Source organism: Streptomyces sp. NPDC029296 (assembly GCF_055569255.1).
The window spans coordinates 72,639-86,355 of sequence record NZ_JBVHXT010000018.1; the positions used below are offsets into that span (position 1 = coordinate 72,639).

Consider the following 13,717-nt stretch of genomic DNA (forward strand, 5'->3'; position numbering starts at 1 on the left):
GAACAGTCCGGTCAGGCCCCCAGGCCGCGCGAGAGCGCGTAGATCAGCAGCCCCGCGAGGGAGCCCACCACCGTGCCGTTGATCCGGATGAACTGCAGGTCACGGCCGATGTGGGCCTCGATCTTGCGGGTGGTGTGCTCGGCGTCCCAGCCCGCCACGGTGTCCGTGATCAAGGAGGTGATCTCCTTGCGGTAGGTGGTCACGACGTGCACCGCCGCGCCCTCCACCCAGGCGTCGACCTTGTCCTGCATCTTCGCCTCGGCGGCCATCCGCGCGCCCAGGGACAGCAGCGCGGACCGCGCCCGGCGGCGCAGCTCGCTGCGCTCGTCCTCCGCCGCGGCCACGATCATCGACCGTACGGCCGTCCAGGCGGACGCGATCAGGTCCTGCACCTCGCCGCGGCCGAGCACCTCGGTCTTGAGCCGCTCCACCCGCGCCCGGGTGTCCGTGTCGGACTGGAGGTCGGAGGCGAAGTCGGTGAGGAAACGGTCCAGCGCGCCGCGTGCCGGGTGCGTCGGCATGTCCCGCATCTCGGTGACGAACCGCAGCAGCTCCTTGTAGACGCGCTCGCCGACCTTGCGGTCCACGAACCGCGGGGTCCAGCCGGGCGCGCCGCCCTCCACGGCCACCATCACGTCGGCCCGGTGCAGCTCCAGCCAGTCGTGGGCGCGGGTCACCACCAGGTCCACCACCCGCCGGTGCCCGCCGTCGGCGACGACCCTCTCCAGCGTCTTGCCGAGGCCCGGCGCGATCTCCCGGGCGTTGGCCCGCCGGGTGACCGCCTCGCCGACCACCGCCTGCACGTCCGAGTCGCGCAGCACGGTCAGGGCGCCGCGCAGGGCGGTGGCCAGTTCCGCGGTCACCCGGTCGGCGTGCTCCGGCTCGGCCAGCCAGGCGCCGAGCCGGCTGCCGATGCCGACCGCGCGCAGCCGCTGCCGTACGACGTCCTCGGAGAGGAAGTTCTCCCCGACGAACTCGCCCAGCGAGACGCCGAGCTGGTCCTTCTTGGTCGGGATGATCGCCGTGTGCGGGATGGGCAGCCCGAGGGGGTGGCGGAACAGGGCGGTGACCGCGAACCAGTCGGCGAGCGCGCCCACCATGCCGGCCTCGGCCGCCGCCGCCACATAGCCGGCCCAGGACCCGGCGCCCGCGTTCTGGGCGACCTTGGCCAGGACGTAGACCACCGCGACGAACAGCAGCATGCCCGTCGCCGTGAGCTTCATGCGCCGTACCCCGCGCCGGCGCTCCTCGTCGGCCGGCGTGAACGCCGTCATGGTGCGGTACGACGCGGCCCGCTCCGGCGTGCTCGTCTCTGTCGGTTCCATCAGCTCCACCCGTTCGGTGATCCCGCCCACAATTGTCCCTTCCTGTCCGACTCCCGGAACAGAAGGGGAGTTCCCGGCGTCTGATCCACGGGAGCGGTGGCAGGGTCCTGTCAGGCTTCCCCGGCCCGTGACGCATCATGGGCCCGGCAGGACCGGAGCCCCGGGCTCCCTTCCCGAGGAGAACAACACAAGAGTGACCGAGCGTCATGACGGGGACGCGGGGGCGTCTCCCGCGAAACTCCGTGCCGTCCTGAGCGCGCTCCTCGCGCTGGTCGTGGCCGTGTCCGCCGGCATCTACGTCACCGTCGCCGCCGACCCCGGCACCCCCCGCGACACCTTCGCCGACGGCCGCCCGCACGGTGACTCCCTCGCCGCTCCCGCCTCCACCGGCACCTGGGTCGGCGCCTGGGCCGCCGCCCCGGTCGGCGGGGAGCCCGGCACCCGGGCGGCCGGCCTTGCGGGCCACTCGGTCCGCAACGTGGTGCACACCAGCGCCGGCGGTACGAGTGCCCGGGTGACGCTGTCCAATCTCTACGGCCGGTCGGACCTCACCCTGACCCACGCCTCGCTCGCCCTGGCCGCGGGCGGGCGCACCGCGGCGGCCGACGCGGAGACGATGCGGCGGCTCACCTTCGGCGGCGGGACCGGCGTGGTCATACCCGCCGGCGGGCAGGTGGTCAGCGACGCCGTGCGCGTCACGCTGCCGCCCGGCGCCGACGTGCTGGTCACCACCTACTCCCCCGACCCGTCCGGGCCGGTCACCTACCACCGGCACGCCCGGCAGGTGTCGTACACGGCCCGCGGCGACCGCACCGAGGACACCACCGGAACGCCGTACACCGGCACGACCACGTCCTGGCGCTACCTCACGGCGCTCGACGTCGCCGGCTCCGGGGCCGCCGGGACCGTCGTCGCCTTCGGCGACTCCATAACCGACGGCATCACCTCCACCACCGGCGCCGACCGCCGCTGGCCCGACGTCCTCGCCGGGCGGCTGCGCGCGGCCCTGGCGGACGGGGAGCGGCTGCCCCGCTACAGCGTCGTCAACGAGGGCATCAGCGGCAACCAGGTCCTCGCCGACGGCCCCGGCCGGCCCGCCGAGAACCAGAGCGGCCTCGGCCGCTTCGACCGCGACGCGCTGTCCCGGCCGGGCGTCAAGGTCGTCGTCATCGACCTCGGCGTCAACGACATCCTGCGCAACCGCCGGCTCGCCGACCCCGACCGGATCGTCGAGGGGCTGCGCACCCTGGTCCGCCGGGCCCACGCCCGCGGGCTGAAGACCGTCGGCGCCACCCTGATGCCCTTCCGGGGCCACCGCGGCTGGACCCCGGCCCGGGAGGCGGTGCGCCGGGAGGTCAACGCGCGGATCCGCGCGGGCGGGGTCTACGACGCCGTCGTGGACTTCGACCGGGCCCTGAGCGACCCCTACGACCCGCGCCGGCTGCGCGCCGAGTACGACTCCGGGGACCACCTGCACCCCAGCGACCTGGGCTACCGCACCATGGCCCGGGTCTTCGACCTGCGGACGCTGGAGGGGGCGGGGCAGGCGCGGCTGTGACCGGGCGGGGAGGAATACTGTCGGGCATGACCCGCTTGATCCTCGCCACCCGCAACGCCGGAAAGATCACCGAACTGAGGGCGATCCTCGCCGAGGCCGGACTGCCGCACGAACTGGTCGGCGCCGACGCCTTCCCCGAGGTCCCCGACGTGAAGGAGACCGGCGTCACCTTCGCCGAGAACGCCCTGCTCAAGGCGCACGCCCTCGCCCGGGCCACCGGTCTGCCGGCCGTCGCCGACGACTCGGGGCTGTGCGTGGACGTCCTGGGCGGCGCCCCCGGCATCTTCTCCGCCCGCTGGTCCGGCCGGCACGGCGACGACCGGGCCAACCTGGAGCTGCTGCTCGGCCAGCTGTCCGACATCGCCGAGGAGCACCGCGCGGCCCACTTCGCCTGCGCGGCGGCGCTGGCGCTGCCGGACGGCACGGAGCGGGTGGTGGAGGGGCAGCTGCGCGGCACGCTGCGGCACGTCCCGGCCGGCACGAACGGCTTCGGCTACGACCCGATCCTCCAGCCGGAGGGCGAGACGCGGACCTGCGCGGAGCTGAGCCCGCAGGAGAAGAACGCCATCAGCCACCGGGGCAAGGCGTTCCGCGCCCTCGTTCCCGTGGTGCGGGAACTGCTCGGCTGATCTCTGGTGCGGCCGGAGGGACTCGAACCCTCACGGGAGTTACCCCACTGGGACCTAAACCCAGCGTGACTGCCAATTCCACCACGGCCGCCCGGTGCTGCCCGGCCATGCTAACGGCCGGGCGGCGCCCTGGGACGTCAGATGCCCAGATCCTTGATGATCTTGGCCACGTGGCCGGTCGCCTTGACGTTGTACAGGGCCCGTTCGACCTTGCCGTCCTCGTCCACGACCACCGTGGAGCGGATGACGCCGACGACCGTCTTGCCGTACAGCTTCTTCTCGCCGAAGGCGCCGTACGCCTCCAGCACCCGCTTGTCCGGGTCGGCCAGCAGGGTGACCTTCAGGGATTCCCGCTCGCGGAACTTCGCGAGTTTCTCCGGCTTGTCCGGCGAGATGCCGATGACGTCGTAGCCGGCGGAGGCCAGGACCTCCAGGTTGTCGGTGAAGTCGCAGGCCTGCTTGGTGCAGCCGGGCGTCAGGGCGGCCGGGTAGAAGTAGACGATGACCTTGCGGCCCTTGTGGTCCGAAAGGGACACCTCGTTGCCGTCGGCGTCGGGGAGGGTGAAGGCGGGGGCAACGTCCCCGGGCTGGAGTCGCTCGCTCATCGGACTAGCGTAACCGGGGGCCCTTGCGGTGCGGTGCGGCCATGAGCTGACAGACTGTTCGGAAAGCAGCAGCAGACTTCGGCAGACTTCGGAGGCCGTACGGTGGCGGACACGTCGGACACCAGAACCCCGGCGCAGATCGAGGCGGACATCAGGCGCCGCCGCGAAGTGCTGGCCGAGACGCTCGACGAGATCGGGGTGCGCGTGCATCCCAGGACCATCGTCGGGGACGCGAAGGCCAAGGTCGTCGCGAACGTCGACCACACGGTCGGACGCGCGTACGTTCAGGTCAACCGCGTCGTGAGCGAGGTACGGGCGCGGTTCACGGACGAGGAGGGGGCGCCCCGGCTGGAGCGGGTCGTGCCCGTGGCGATGGTCGTCGTGGGGGTCGTGGGGCTGCTCGCCCTGGGGGCCCGGCGGCGCAGGGACTGACCGGGAACAGGTAGGTTCGACGCGTGAGCGCCAACAGAAACGAGCACAGCACTCCCCACCACGACAAGCTGCCCATCCGGATGCTGCACGACCGGGTTCTCGTGCGGCAGGAGACCGGTGAGGGCGAGCGGCGGTCGGGGGGCGGCATCCTGATTCCCGCCACCGCCGCGGTCGGGCGGCGGCTGGCCTGGGCCGAGGTCGTCGCGGTCGGCCAGAACGTACGGACGGTGGAGCCCGGCGACCGGGTCCTGTTCGATCCGGAGGACCGGGCGGAGGTGGAGGTGCGGGGCGTGGCGTACGTGCTCATGCGCGAGCGCGACCTGCACGCCGTCGCCGCGGACCGGTTCGAGGGGTCGGAGGACTCCACGGGGCTGTATCTGTAGCACGCGTGGGCGAAGAGGGCCGGTGACCATCGTCACCGGCCCTCTTCGCCGTGCCTTTGCTACGTTGGAAGGAACCCGACGAGACGCGCCGTACCGGGTCGAAGGCAAAGACGACGCACCCCCAAGAAGAGTCACTGTCTCTCGGAGGTGCCGTCATGGCCTGGATCCTGCTCGTCGTCGCCGGTCTGCTGGAAGTCGCCTGGTCGATCGGGATGAAGTACAGCGAGGGTTTCACCCGCCTGGTCCCGAGCCTGTTCACCGGCGCCGGCATCGTCGCCAGCATGGTCCTGCTGTCCTGCGCCGCGAAGTCCCTGCCCATCGGCACCGCCTACGGCGTGTGGGTGGGCATCGGCGCGGCCGGGGCGGCGGTGCTCGGCATGGTGGTGCTCGGTGAGCCGGTCACCGCCGCCCGGATCTTCTTCGTGTGCCTGCTGCTGGTCGCCGTGGTGGGGCTGAAGGCGACCAGCGGGCACTGAGCCGCAGGGCCCGGCGCCGTCAGAGGCCCGGGCCGCCCCCGGCGCCCCCGTCGGCGGCGGTGGCGCCGCCGGCGTCGGTGCCGCCGCCCGGGGTGCCGCCCCCGGTGGCCGTGCCGCCGCCGGGTGTGCCGCCGCCGGTGGTGGCCGTGCCGCCGTCCGTGGTCGCGCCGCCGCCGGTCGTCGTGGTCCCCCCGGTGGTGGGTGTGCCGCCCGTGGTCGTGCCGCCGGTCGCGGGGGCCCCGCCGCCCGTCGTCGTGGTCCCGTCGCCGGTCGTGCCGGTGGTGGCGCCGTCGGTGGGGGTGGGGGTCGCGCCGCCGGTGTCCTGGCCGCCGTCGGTGGTGGTGGCGGCGGTGCCGCCGTCCTGGCCGGCGGCCGTGCCGGGCTCGGGCGTACCGGTGGCCGGGGGCTCCTGGATCTGGTCGGCGCCCTGCTGGAGCCGCAGGTCGAAGTCCTTGACCGTCTTGCCCTTCAGCGCGTCCCGCGTGTACTGCGCCCAGATCTCGGTGGGCGGGCCGCCGCCGTTCATGCGGGCCTGGCCGAGCGCGCCGTACAGCGGCTGGTGCTTGGCCGTCACCGGGTCCTGGCCCATGACCGCGACCACCGTGGCCAGGTCGGGGGTGTAGCCGGCGAACCAGGCGGCGGTGTCGCTCTCGGCGGTACCGGTCTTGCCGGCCGCCGGGCGGCCCGCGGCCTGCGCCGCGGTCGCGGTGCCGCTCTCGACCACGCTCCGCAGCACGGAGGTGGTGGTGTCGGCGGCCTCGCGGCTGACGGCCTGCCGCACCTTCCGCTCGGGCAGCCGGATCTCGTCCCGGCCGTCCTTGGTGACCTCCTCGACCAGGGTGTACGTGCCGTGCTTGCCGTGGTTGGCGAGCGTGGCGTAGGCCTCCGTCATCTCCAGGACGCTGGCGTTGGCGGTGCCGAGGGCGATGGACGGGGACGGGTAGAGGTCCGGGGTGTCGGCGGGGACGCCGAGGTCGACCGCGGTCTGCTTGACCTTGTCCGGGCCGACGTCGGTGGCCATCTGCGCGTACACCGAGTTCACCGACAGGTCGGTGGCCTTGCGGACGGTGATCGGGCCGTACGACCGCTGGTCCTCGTTCTCGGGTGCGTAGGAGCCGCCGCTCCAGCCCTGGACGGGGCGCTGGTTGGTGCCGTCGTAGACCGTGTTCGGGGTGATGGTGCGGCCGTCCTGGGTGGTCGACCCGTTCTCCACGGCGGAGGTGAACACGAACGGCTTGAACGTCGAACCGACCTGGAAGTCACCGCGGGTCGCGCCGTTGGTGTACTGCTTCACGTAGTCGATGCCGCCGTACAGCGCGACGACCTTGCCCGTCTTCGGGTCGACGGAGGCGCCGCCGGCCCGGACGTAGGTGTCGGCCTTGCGGTTCTCCTTGTCCAGCTTGCTCATCAGCTGGTCGTCGACCGCCTTGACGAAGGCGTCCTGCCGGCCCTTCTGGATGGTGGTGGTGATGCGGTAGCCACCGGCCTCCAGATGGTCGGTGTCGATGATGTTGTTGCTGGTCAGGTACTGGTTGACCGCCTCCACCAGGTAGCCGCGCTGACCGGACATGCCGGTGGAGATCGTCTGCTCCTTCGGCATGGGGAACTTCATCCCGGCGCGCTCGGACTCCTTCAGCCAGCCCTTCTTGACCATGCCGTCCAGGACGTAGTTCCAGCGGGCGACGGCCGCCTTCCGGTTCTCCGGGTGGGCGACGACGTCGTACTCGCTCGGCGCGTTGACGAGCGCGGCGAGGTAGGCGGCGCGGGCCGGGTCCAGGTCCTCGGCGTCGCGGCCGTAGTAGGCCTGGGCGGCGGCCTGGATGCCGTAGGCGTTGCGGCCGAAGTAGCTGGTGTTGAGGTAGCCCTCCAGGATCTCGTCCTTGGTCTTGTTCTGGTCGAGCTTGATCGAGATGAAGAACTCCTTGGCCTTGCGGGTGACCGTCTGCTCCTGGGCCAGGTAGTAGTTCTTCACGTACTGCTGGGTGATCGTCGAGCCGGACTGCTTGCCCTTGCCGGTCGCGGTGTTCCAGGCGGCGCGGATCATCGCCTTGGGGTCGACGGCGGACTCGGAGTAGAAGTCGCGGTCCTCGGCGGCCAGGATGGCGTGCTGGGCGGCCTTGGAGACGTGCGCGAGGGAGACGTTCTCGCGGTTGACCTCGCCGTCGCGGGCCAGCTGGGAGCCGTCGGCGTACAGGTAGACGTTGCTCTGCTTGGTCGCGAACGCGTTGGCCGGCGGGATCTTCACCAGGGAGTAGCCGACGAAGAGCACGCCGATGATCAGCAGCACGCCGATGAAGCAGGTGCCGAGCACCGTGCGCCAGGTCGGCAGGAGCCGCCGCCAGCCGGTCCGCTTGGGCCGCTTGCCCTTCTTCTTCGCCTTCTTGCCCGTGGGCACGTCACCGTCGCCGTCGCCGGGGGCGAGGAGGGTGGTCTCGGCTTCGGGACCGCCGGGGATGCCCGCGGAGGGGGACGCGGACTCGGCACGGGGGCCGGGTACGGCACGGGTGGCCTCGGGGCCGCGGGGGCGGGGGCCGCGAGCACCGGCCGGGGCACCGGAAGCGGACGCGCTCATGTCACCGGCGGCCTGGGCGCCTTGGGCTCCGGCACCGGCCGCGGCCGCGGCGGCACCGGCGGTGCCCGCCGCGCGGGCGGCCCGGGCGGCGCGGGCGGCGGCCGGGGAGGAGGCGCCGGTGGTGCTGGTGGTACCGGCCGCGGGACCGGCGGGCCCGGCGCCGCCGTGGGCACCGGCACCGGTGGACGTGGGACCGGCGGGCTCGGTGCCCCCGGCGCCGGGGGTCCGGGCGGGACGCCCGCCGTCGCCGGGGCGGGGCCGGGCCGGGGAGGAGGCCGGGATCTTCGGGCCGGGTGCGCCCGGCTCGCCCGCGCGGGGTGCGCCGACGCGTCGGAGCACCTGGGTGGTCTCGGGCGCCTGACCGGCGGCGCCCGCCTTGCCGGCGTCCGCGGCGGCACCGGCCGCCGGGCCGGGCCGGTCCGGGCGGCCCGCCTTGCCGCCGGGCCGCTCGGGGGACGCGGGGCCCTCGGCGGACCTGGGCGGGGTGACGCGCCGCAGGATCTGGGTGCTCTCGGGCGACGGGCCCCGCTCATCCTCGGCCGGCCCCCGGGACGCGCCCGTCTTCCGGGCACCGGCCCCGTCGGCGGGGTCCGCGCCCCTCCGCTCCTCGGCTCGCGCGCCACGCGCGGCCTGCCGGGCCCGCGCCACGGACGCCGTCCGCTCCTGCGGCGGCACCGCCGCCGCCCCGGAGCCGTCACCGGCCTCCGCCCCCGTCCGTCCGGGGCGTTCCCGCCCGGCGTCGGGCCGGCCCGAGCCGGAAGGCGCGCGGTCGGCGCCACCGGCACCGGAAGGACCGGGACCCGGCCGGCCGAAGCGCTCCTGACCGGAGCCGGACCGGCCGGGACCGGGCCGCGTCACGTCGGAACGACCCGGCTCGGAACGGCCCACGTCGGAACGGCCCGGCTCGGAACGGCCCGCGCCGGACCGGCCCGCGTCGTGGTCCGGCGTACCCGGGCCCCTCCGGGCGGCCTCGGCGCCCCCGGCCCGGTCGGCGTCCCGGCTCCCGGTGCCCCGGGCGCCGTCGGCACCGCCGGTGCTCCCGGCGTCCCGAGGCCCCCGGGGTCCCGATGACCCGTCAGGGCGTTCGGGGCGGGCGGTGTGGTGCTCGGCGGCCTTCTCCTCGCGGCCCCCCGGCTTCCCGGGCCCTTCAGCCGGCAGCGGCTTTTCCGGCGCCACGCCTTCGTTCGGCTGCTGCGGCTGCGGCTCGTCGCTCATGTCGTGCACGGACTCCTGTTTCGCGTCGTACGTTCCCGTACGCCTCGTACGCTTCTGCGCTCCCCCTGCTGAAGACTCTCGCACCCGGCGTTCCGTTCCCGGATTCCGGCACGCTTCCGGCGGAAAACGCGTGGCCGGCCACCGGGCCCGCGGACTAAGCTCCTGCGCTTCGGTGTCGAGTGGTCCGAGGAGGTCGACTGGCGTGGGCGCGGGACGGTTGTACGCGACGGTCGCGGCAGGGGGGTTCCGACGGTACGCGACCTACCGTGCCGCCACTGCGGCAGGGGTGTTCACGAACACGGTCTTCGGCCTCATTCTCGTCTACACCTACCAGGCGTTGTGGGACGAGCGGCCCCATCTCGGCGGCTACGACCAGACGCAGGCGCTGACCTACGTCTGGCTCGGGCAGGCGTTCCTGTCGACGCTGGCGATCGGCGGCGGCGGGTTCGAGGACGAGTTGATGGAGCGCATCCGCACCGGGGACGTGGCCATCGACCTGTACCGGCCGGCCGACCTCCAGCTGTGGTGGCTGGCGGCGGACGCCGGCCGGGCGTTCTTCCAGTTGCTGGGCCGGGGCGTCGTACCGTTCGTGTTCGGCGCGCTGTGCTTCCCGCTGGCGCTGCCGGCCGACGCGGGCACCTGGGCGGCGTTCCTCGCGGCCGTCCTCCTCGCGATGCTGGTCGGCTTCGGCATCCGCTACCTGGTGGCGCTGAGCGCGTTCTGGCTGCTGGACGGCACCGGGGTGACCCAGATGGCGTGGCTGCTCGGCTACTTCTGCTCGGGCATGCTGCTGCCGCTCAGCGTGTTCCCGGGCGCCCTCGGCGAGATCGTGCGGATGCTGCCCTGGTCCTCGCTGCTCCAGGCCCCGGCGGACGTCCTGCTCGGGCAGGCCGACCCGCTGTCCACCTACCTCTTCCAGGGGGCGTGGGCGGCCGTGCTGCTGGGTGCCGGGCGGCTGCTGCAGTCGGCGGCGACGCGCCGGGTGGTGGTGCAGGGTGGCTGAGGGGCGGGGCCGGACGCTGGCCGAGGGCGTCCGGGCGTACCGGCTGATCGCGGGGATGTGGGTGCGGTCCACGATGGCCTACCGCGCGTCCTTCGCCATGACCACGTTCGGGAACTTCGCGGCGACCTTCCTCGACTTCGTCGCGATCATGCTGATGTTCTCCCGGGTGGACGCGCTCGGCGGCTACGCGCTGCCCGAGGTGGCGTTCCTGTACGGGCTGTCCGCGACCTCCTTCGGCCTGGCGGACCTGCTGATCGGCTCGATGGACCGGCTGGGCCGGCGGGTGCGGGACGGCACGCTGGACACGCTGCTGGTGCGCCCGGCGCCGGTGCTGGCGCAAATGGCGGCCGACCGGTTCGCGCTCAGACGGCTGGGCCGGGTGACACAGGGCGCGTTGGTGCTGGGCTGGTCGCTGACCCGGGTGGACATCGACTGGACGGCGGACCGGCTGCTGCTGATGCCGCTGATGCTGGCCGGCGGGTGCGGGATCTTCTGCGCGGTGTTCGTGGCGGGGGCCGCGTTCCAGTTCCTGGCGCAGGACGCCTCGGAGGTGCAGAACGCCTTCACCTACGGCGGGACGACGCTGCTCCAGTACCCGCCGACGGTGTTCGCGAAGGAGCTGGTGCGCGGGGTGACGTTCGTGCTGCCGCTGGCCTTCGTCAACTGGCTGCCCGCCACCCGTGTGCTGGGCCGGCCGTACCCGCTGGACCTGCCGGAGTGGACCGCGTTCGCCTCCCCGCTGGTGGCGGTGGCGTGCTGTGCGCTCGCGGGGCCGGCCTGGCGGGCGGGACTTCGTTCGTATCGCGGCACAGGGAGCTGACATGGGCGACTTCATCACACTGGAGAACGTGGAGAAGGTCTTCCAGGTGCGCCGGAAGACCGGGTTCCTGCGCCGGGAGCGGCGCGAGGTGCGGGCGGTGGACTCGCTGTCGTTCGGCGTGGGCCGGGGGGAGATGGTCGGCTACATAGGGCCGAACGGCGCGGGGAAGTCGACCACCATCAAGATGCTGACCGGGATCCTCACCCCGAGCGGCGGGCGGCTGCGGGTGGCGGGCATCGACCCGGCGCGGGAGCGGACCCGCCTCGCGCACCGGATCGGGGTGGTGTTCGGGCAGCGGACCACGCTGTGGTGGGACCTGCCGCTGATCGACTCCTACCGGCTGGCGCACCGCATGTACCGCATCCCGGACGCCCGCTACCGGCAGAACCTGGACCGGCTGGTGGAACTGCTGGAGCTGGGCGGCCTGTTGGACGTGCCGGTGCGGCAGCTGTCGCTGGGGCAGCGGATGCGGGGGGACATCGCGGCGGCGCTGCTGCACGACCCGGACGTGCTGTACCTGGACGAGCCGACGATCGGCCTGGACGTCGTGTCGAAGGCCAGGGTGCGGGAGTTCCTGCGGGAGGTGAACGCCGAGCGCGGCACGACGGTGCTGCTGACCACGCACGACCTCCAGGACATCGAGCAGTTGTGCTCCCGGGTGATGGTGATCGACCACGGCCGGCTGATGTACGACGGCCCGCTCACGGGGCTGCACGAGGTCGGCGAGAGCGAGCGGACGCTGGTGGTGGACCTGGAGCGGGAACTCGCGCCGGTGCAGGTGCCGTCGGCCCGGGTGGTGCGGGTGGAGGGGCCGCGGCAGTGGCTGGCGTTCCCGGCGGGACAGTCGGCGGCGCCGGTCGTCGCGCAGCTGGCGGCCCGCTATCCGCTGGTGGACCTGTCGGTGCGGGAGCCGGACATCGAGGCGGTCATCGCCAGGATGTACGCGGGGAAGGCGGTTTCGTAGCCGCCCGCGCCGGCGCCCGAACGGCCCGGGGGACGCCGCGGCACCCCTAAGACGTGCACACCTTCGTCAGCTCCCCCGCCGCCTCGGTCACCGGGCTCACGTCCGGTGTGCCGTCGCCGTCGCGGACCGCCGTGCGGACGTTGTCCACGGCCTCGCGGAGGTGGTCCACGGCCTTGTCGACGTCGGCGTCGTCGGTCTTGTCGCCGATCTCGCGGAGGTTCTTCTCGATGGAGTCGAGCGAGGCGTCGGCCCGGGACGGGTCGTCCGCGGCGTTCTCCACGGCCTGCTGGAGGTCGGTGACGCTGTCGGCGATGGCGTCGGCGGTCTGTACGCAGTCCAGCGCCTTGTCCACGGCGTCACAGCCGGTGGTCAGGCCGGCGGTGAGCGCGACGGCGGCCATCGTGGCGGCGACGACGGCGACCCGGCCCCGGCGTGGGCGTCGGCTGGCGGGCATGGCGGGTTCCCTCCCCTGGGACGACTGGCCGGGCGCCCGGGGATGAGCCGTGCGCCCGTACCCACAGGGACGCCGCCGGGACCCGGCGGGTTGCCGGCGGACCCCGGCGGATCCGGTCAGGCCCGCGTCGTCTCCAGTGCCGTCCGCTGGATCGCGGCCAGGTCGGCGCAGCCGGCGACGGCGAGGTCGAGCAGGGCGTTCAGCTCGTCGCGGGCGAAGGGCTCGGCCTCGGCGGTGCCCTGGACCTCGACGAAGCGGCCGTCGCCGGTGCAGACGACGTTCATGTCGGTGTCGGCGCGCACGTCCTCCTCGTAGCAGAGGTCGAGCAGCGGGACGCCGCCGACGATGCCGACGGAGACGGCGCTGACGGTGCCGGTGAGCGGCTGCCGGCCGGCCTTGACCAGCTTCCTGCCCTGGGCCCAGGCGACGGCGTCGGCCAGGGCGACGTAGGCGCCGGTGATGGCCGCCGTGCGGGTGCCGCCGTCGGCCTGGAGGACGTCACAGTCGAGGACGACGGTGTTCTCGCCGAGCGCCTTGTAGTCGACGACGGCGCGCAGGGAGCGGCCGATGAGCCGGGAGATCTCGTGGGTCCGGCCGCCGATCTTGCCCTTGACGGACTCGCGGTCGCCGCGGGTGTTGGTGGCACGGGGCAGCATGGAGTACTCCGCGGTGACCCAGCCCTCGCCGCTGCCCTTGCGCCAGCGCGGGACCCCTTCGGTGACGGAGGCGGTGCAGAAGACCTTGGTGTCGCCGAAGGAGATGAGGACGGAGCCCTCGGCGTGCTTGCTCCAGCCGCGTTCGATGGTGACCGGGCGGAGCTGTTCGGGCGTACGGCCGTCGATGCGAGACATGCCGCCGAGCCTAGCCGTAACGGACGAAGGGGCTCCTCCCGCGTCGGGAGAAGCCCCTTCAGGGTGAACCGGCCCGGTTCACATCATGTCTTCGATCTCCGCGGCGATCGGGTCGGCGTCGGTGCCGATGACGACCTGGATGGCGGTGCCCATCTTCACCACGCCGTGGGCGCCGGCGGCCTTCAGGGCGGCCTCGTCGACCAGGCTCGCGTCGGACACCTCGGTGCGCAGCCGGGTGATACAGCCCTCGATCTCCTCGATGTTGTCGATGCCACCGAGCCCGGCGACGATCTTCTCAGCCTTGCTGGCCATGTTCCTTCTCCCTGCTCCGAACCGCTTTGTCGCAGTAACCCACAGTTGGCCCATCTTTGCGAGCGGTCATGCCGTCCGTGCCCAATGATGGCGATCACAACAGCGGAACCGTCCGCCG

Annotated in this window: 14 protein-coding genes, 1 tRNA gene and 1 riboswitch; of the genes, 8 read left to right on the forward strand and 7 right to left on the reverse strand. The window is 73.3% G+C overall.

Going from position 1 to position 13,717, the window contains the following annotated elements:
* Positions 1–11: 11 nt before the first annotated feature.
* A complete protein-coding gene (locus ACZ4W9_RS17850) occupies positions 12–1,325 on the reverse strand; it encodes a DUF445 domain-containing protein (protein WP_467936667.1) in 1,314 nt (437 codons plus the stop codon).
* A gap of 193 nt (positions 1,326–1,518) precedes the next feature.
* Between ACZ4W9_RS17850 and ACZ4W9_RS17855 the strand changes: the two genes are divergently transcribed.
* Positions 1,519–2,883: an SGNH/GDSL hydrolase family protein gene (locus ACZ4W9_RS17855; protein WP_467936669.1), complete on the forward strand. Its 1,365-nt coding sequence runs from the start codon at positions 1,519–1,521 to the stop codon at positions 2,881–2,883.
* Positions 2,884–2,909: 26 nt separating this feature from the next.
* Complete coding sequence (gene rdgB, locus ACZ4W9_RS17860; RefSeq protein ID WP_467936671.1) at positions 2,910–3,512, forward strand: RdgB/HAM1 family non-canonical purine NTP pyrophosphatase; 603 nt, start codon at positions 2,910–2,912, stop codon at positions 3,510–3,512.
* 4 nt (positions 3,513–3,516) lie between these two features.
* Here the strand turns inward: rdgB and ACZ4W9_RS17865 are convergent.
* Both ACZ4W9_RS17865 and bcp read right to left on the reverse strand, forming a co-directional pair.
* Positions 3,517–3,603, reverse strand: a tRNA-Leu gene (locus ACZ4W9_RS17865).
* 46 nt (positions 3,604–3,649) lie between these two features.
* Entirely contained in the window at positions 3,650–4,117 is a 468-nt protein-coding gene (gene bcp, locus ACZ4W9_RS17870; protein ID WP_467936673.1) for a thioredoxin-dependent thiol peroxidase, read from the reverse strand.
* Positions 4,118–4,219: 102 nt separating this feature from the next.
* On the opposite strand from bcp, the gene ACZ4W9_RS17875 reads away from it, so the two are divergent.
* The 3 genes from ACZ4W9_RS17875 (at position 4,220) to ACZ4W9_RS17885 (ending at position 5,408) form a co-directional block, all read left to right on the forward strand.
* A complete protein-coding gene (locus ACZ4W9_RS17875; RefSeq protein ID WP_318203316.1) occupies positions 4,220–4,549 on the forward strand; it encodes a DUF3618 domain-containing protein in 330 nt (109 codons plus the stop codon).
* Positions 4,550–4,572: 23 nt separating this feature from the next.
* Positions 4,573–4,932 (forward strand): GroES family chaperonin, encoded by a 360-nt coding sequence (locus ACZ4W9_RS17880; RefSeq protein WP_014672972.1) that lies wholly within the window; start codon positions 4,573–4,575, stop codon positions 4,930–4,932.
* Between the two features lie 48 nt (positions 4,933–4,980).
* Positions 4,981–5,052: riboswitch (guanidine-III (ykkC-III) riboswitch) on the forward strand.
* A 35-nt stretch (positions 5,053–5,087) separates the two neighbouring features.
* Positions 5,088–5,408 carry a DMT family transporter gene (locus ACZ4W9_RS17885; protein WP_467936675.1) on the forward strand — a complete coding sequence of 107 codons (321 nt, stop codon included), beginning with the start codon at positions 5,088–5,090 and terminating at the stop codon, positions 5,406–5,408.
* A 19-nt stretch (positions 5,409–5,427) separates the two neighbouring features.
* Here ACZ4W9_RS17885 and ACZ4W9_RS17890 read toward each other — a convergent pair whose 3' ends face one another.
* On the reverse strand, positions 5,428–7,980 hold the full coding sequence (locus ACZ4W9_RS17890) for a transglycosylase domain-containing protein (protein ID WP_467936789.1): 2,553 nt from the start codon (positions 7,978–7,980) through the stop codon (positions 5,428–5,430).
* A gap of 1,417 nt (positions 7,981–9,397) precedes the next feature.
* Here ACZ4W9_RS17890 and ACZ4W9_RS17895 point away from each other — a divergent pair.
* Genes ACZ4W9_RS17895 through ACZ4W9_RS17905 form a run of 3 tightly spaced genes read left to right on the forward strand, consistent with a single transcriptional unit; the run spans position 9,398 to position 11,982 of the window.
* Positions 9,398–10,198: an ABC transporter permease gene (locus ACZ4W9_RS17895; RefSeq protein WP_467936677.1), complete on the forward strand. Its 801-nt coding sequence runs from the start codon at positions 9,398–9,400 to the stop codon at positions 10,196–10,198.
* Positions 10,191–11,018, forward strand: coding sequence for an ABC transporter permease (locus tag ACZ4W9_RS17900; RefSeq protein WP_467936679.1), 828 nt, complete (start codon positions 10,191–10,193; stop codon positions 11,016–11,018). The genes ACZ4W9_RS17895 and ACZ4W9_RS17900 overlap by 8 nt, the downstream gene beginning before the upstream one ends.
* A 1-nt stretch (position 11,019) precedes the next feature.
* Entirely contained in the window at positions 11,020–11,982 is a 963-nt protein-coding gene (locus tag ACZ4W9_RS17905) for an ABC transporter ATP-binding protein (RefSeq protein ID WP_467936681.1), read from the forward strand.
* A gap of 46 nt (positions 11,983–12,028) precedes the next feature.
* Here the strand turns inward: ACZ4W9_RS17905 and ACZ4W9_RS17910 are convergent, their stop codons facing one another.
* From ACZ4W9_RS17910 to ACZ4W9_RS17920, 3 genes are all read right to left on the reverse strand, one after another.
* The gene (locus ACZ4W9_RS17910) at positions 12,029–12,436 is read right to left on the reverse strand and encodes a hypothetical protein (RefSeq protein WP_467936683.1); all 408 of its coding nucleotides are present in this window, start codon (positions 12,434–12,436) and stop codon (positions 12,029–12,031) included.
* Positions 12,437–12,552: 116 nt separating this feature from the next.
* Positions 12,553–13,287 (reverse strand): ribonuclease PH, encoded by a 735-nt coding sequence (gene rph / locus ACZ4W9_RS17915; protein ID WP_467936685.1) that lies wholly within the window; start codon positions 13,285–13,287, stop codon positions 12,553–12,555.
* A 78-nt stretch (positions 13,288–13,365) separates the two neighbouring features.
* Positions 13,366–13,599, reverse strand: coding sequence for a PTS sugar transporter subunit IIB (locus ACZ4W9_RS17920; RefSeq protein WP_030610403.1), 234 nt, complete (start codon positions 13,597–13,599; stop codon positions 13,366–13,368).
* Positions 13,600–13,717 lie beyond the last annotated feature (118 nt).

What these genes read in the sequence shown, in the direction of transcription:
- ACZ4W9_RS17920 (WP_030610403.1), bottom strand. Translation starts at nt 13,599, where the DNA reads ATGGCCAGCAAGGCTGAGAAGATCGTCGCCGGGCTCGGTGGCATCGAC.
- bcp (WP_467936673.1), bottom strand. Translation starts at nt 4,117, where the DNA reads ATGAGCGAGCGACTCCAGCCCGGGGACGTTGCCCCCGCCTTCACCCTC.
- rdgB (WP_467936671.1), top strand. Translation starts at nt 2,910, where the DNA reads ATGACCCGCTTGATCCTCGCCACCCGCAACGCCGGAAAGATCACCGAA.
- rph (WP_467936685.1), bottom strand. Translation starts at nt 13,287, where the DNA reads ATGTCTCGCATCGACGGCCGTACGCCCGAACAGCTCCGCCCGGTCACC.
- ACZ4W9_RS17885 (WP_467936675.1), top strand. Translation starts at nt 5,088, where the DNA reads ATGGCCTGGATCCTGCTCGTCGTCGCCGGTCTGCTGGAAGTCGCCTGG.
- ACZ4W9_RS17890 (WP_467936789.1), bottom strand. Translation starts at nt 7,980, where the DNA reads ATGAGCGCGTCCGCTTCCGGTGCCCCGGCCGGTGCTCGCGGCCCCCGC.
- ACZ4W9_RS17850 (WP_467936667.1), bottom strand. Translation starts at nt 1,325, where the DNA reads ATGGAACCGACAGAGACGAGCACGCCGGAGCGGGCCGCGTCGTACCGC.
- ACZ4W9_RS17905 (WP_467936681.1), top strand. Translation starts at nt 11,020, where the DNA reads ATGGGCGACTTCATCACACTGGAGAACGTGGAGAAGGTCTTCCAGGTG.
- ACZ4W9_RS17910 (WP_467936683.1), bottom strand. Translation starts at nt 12,436, where the DNA reads ATGCCCGCCAGCCGACGCCCACGCCGGGGCCGGGTCGCCGTCGTCGCC.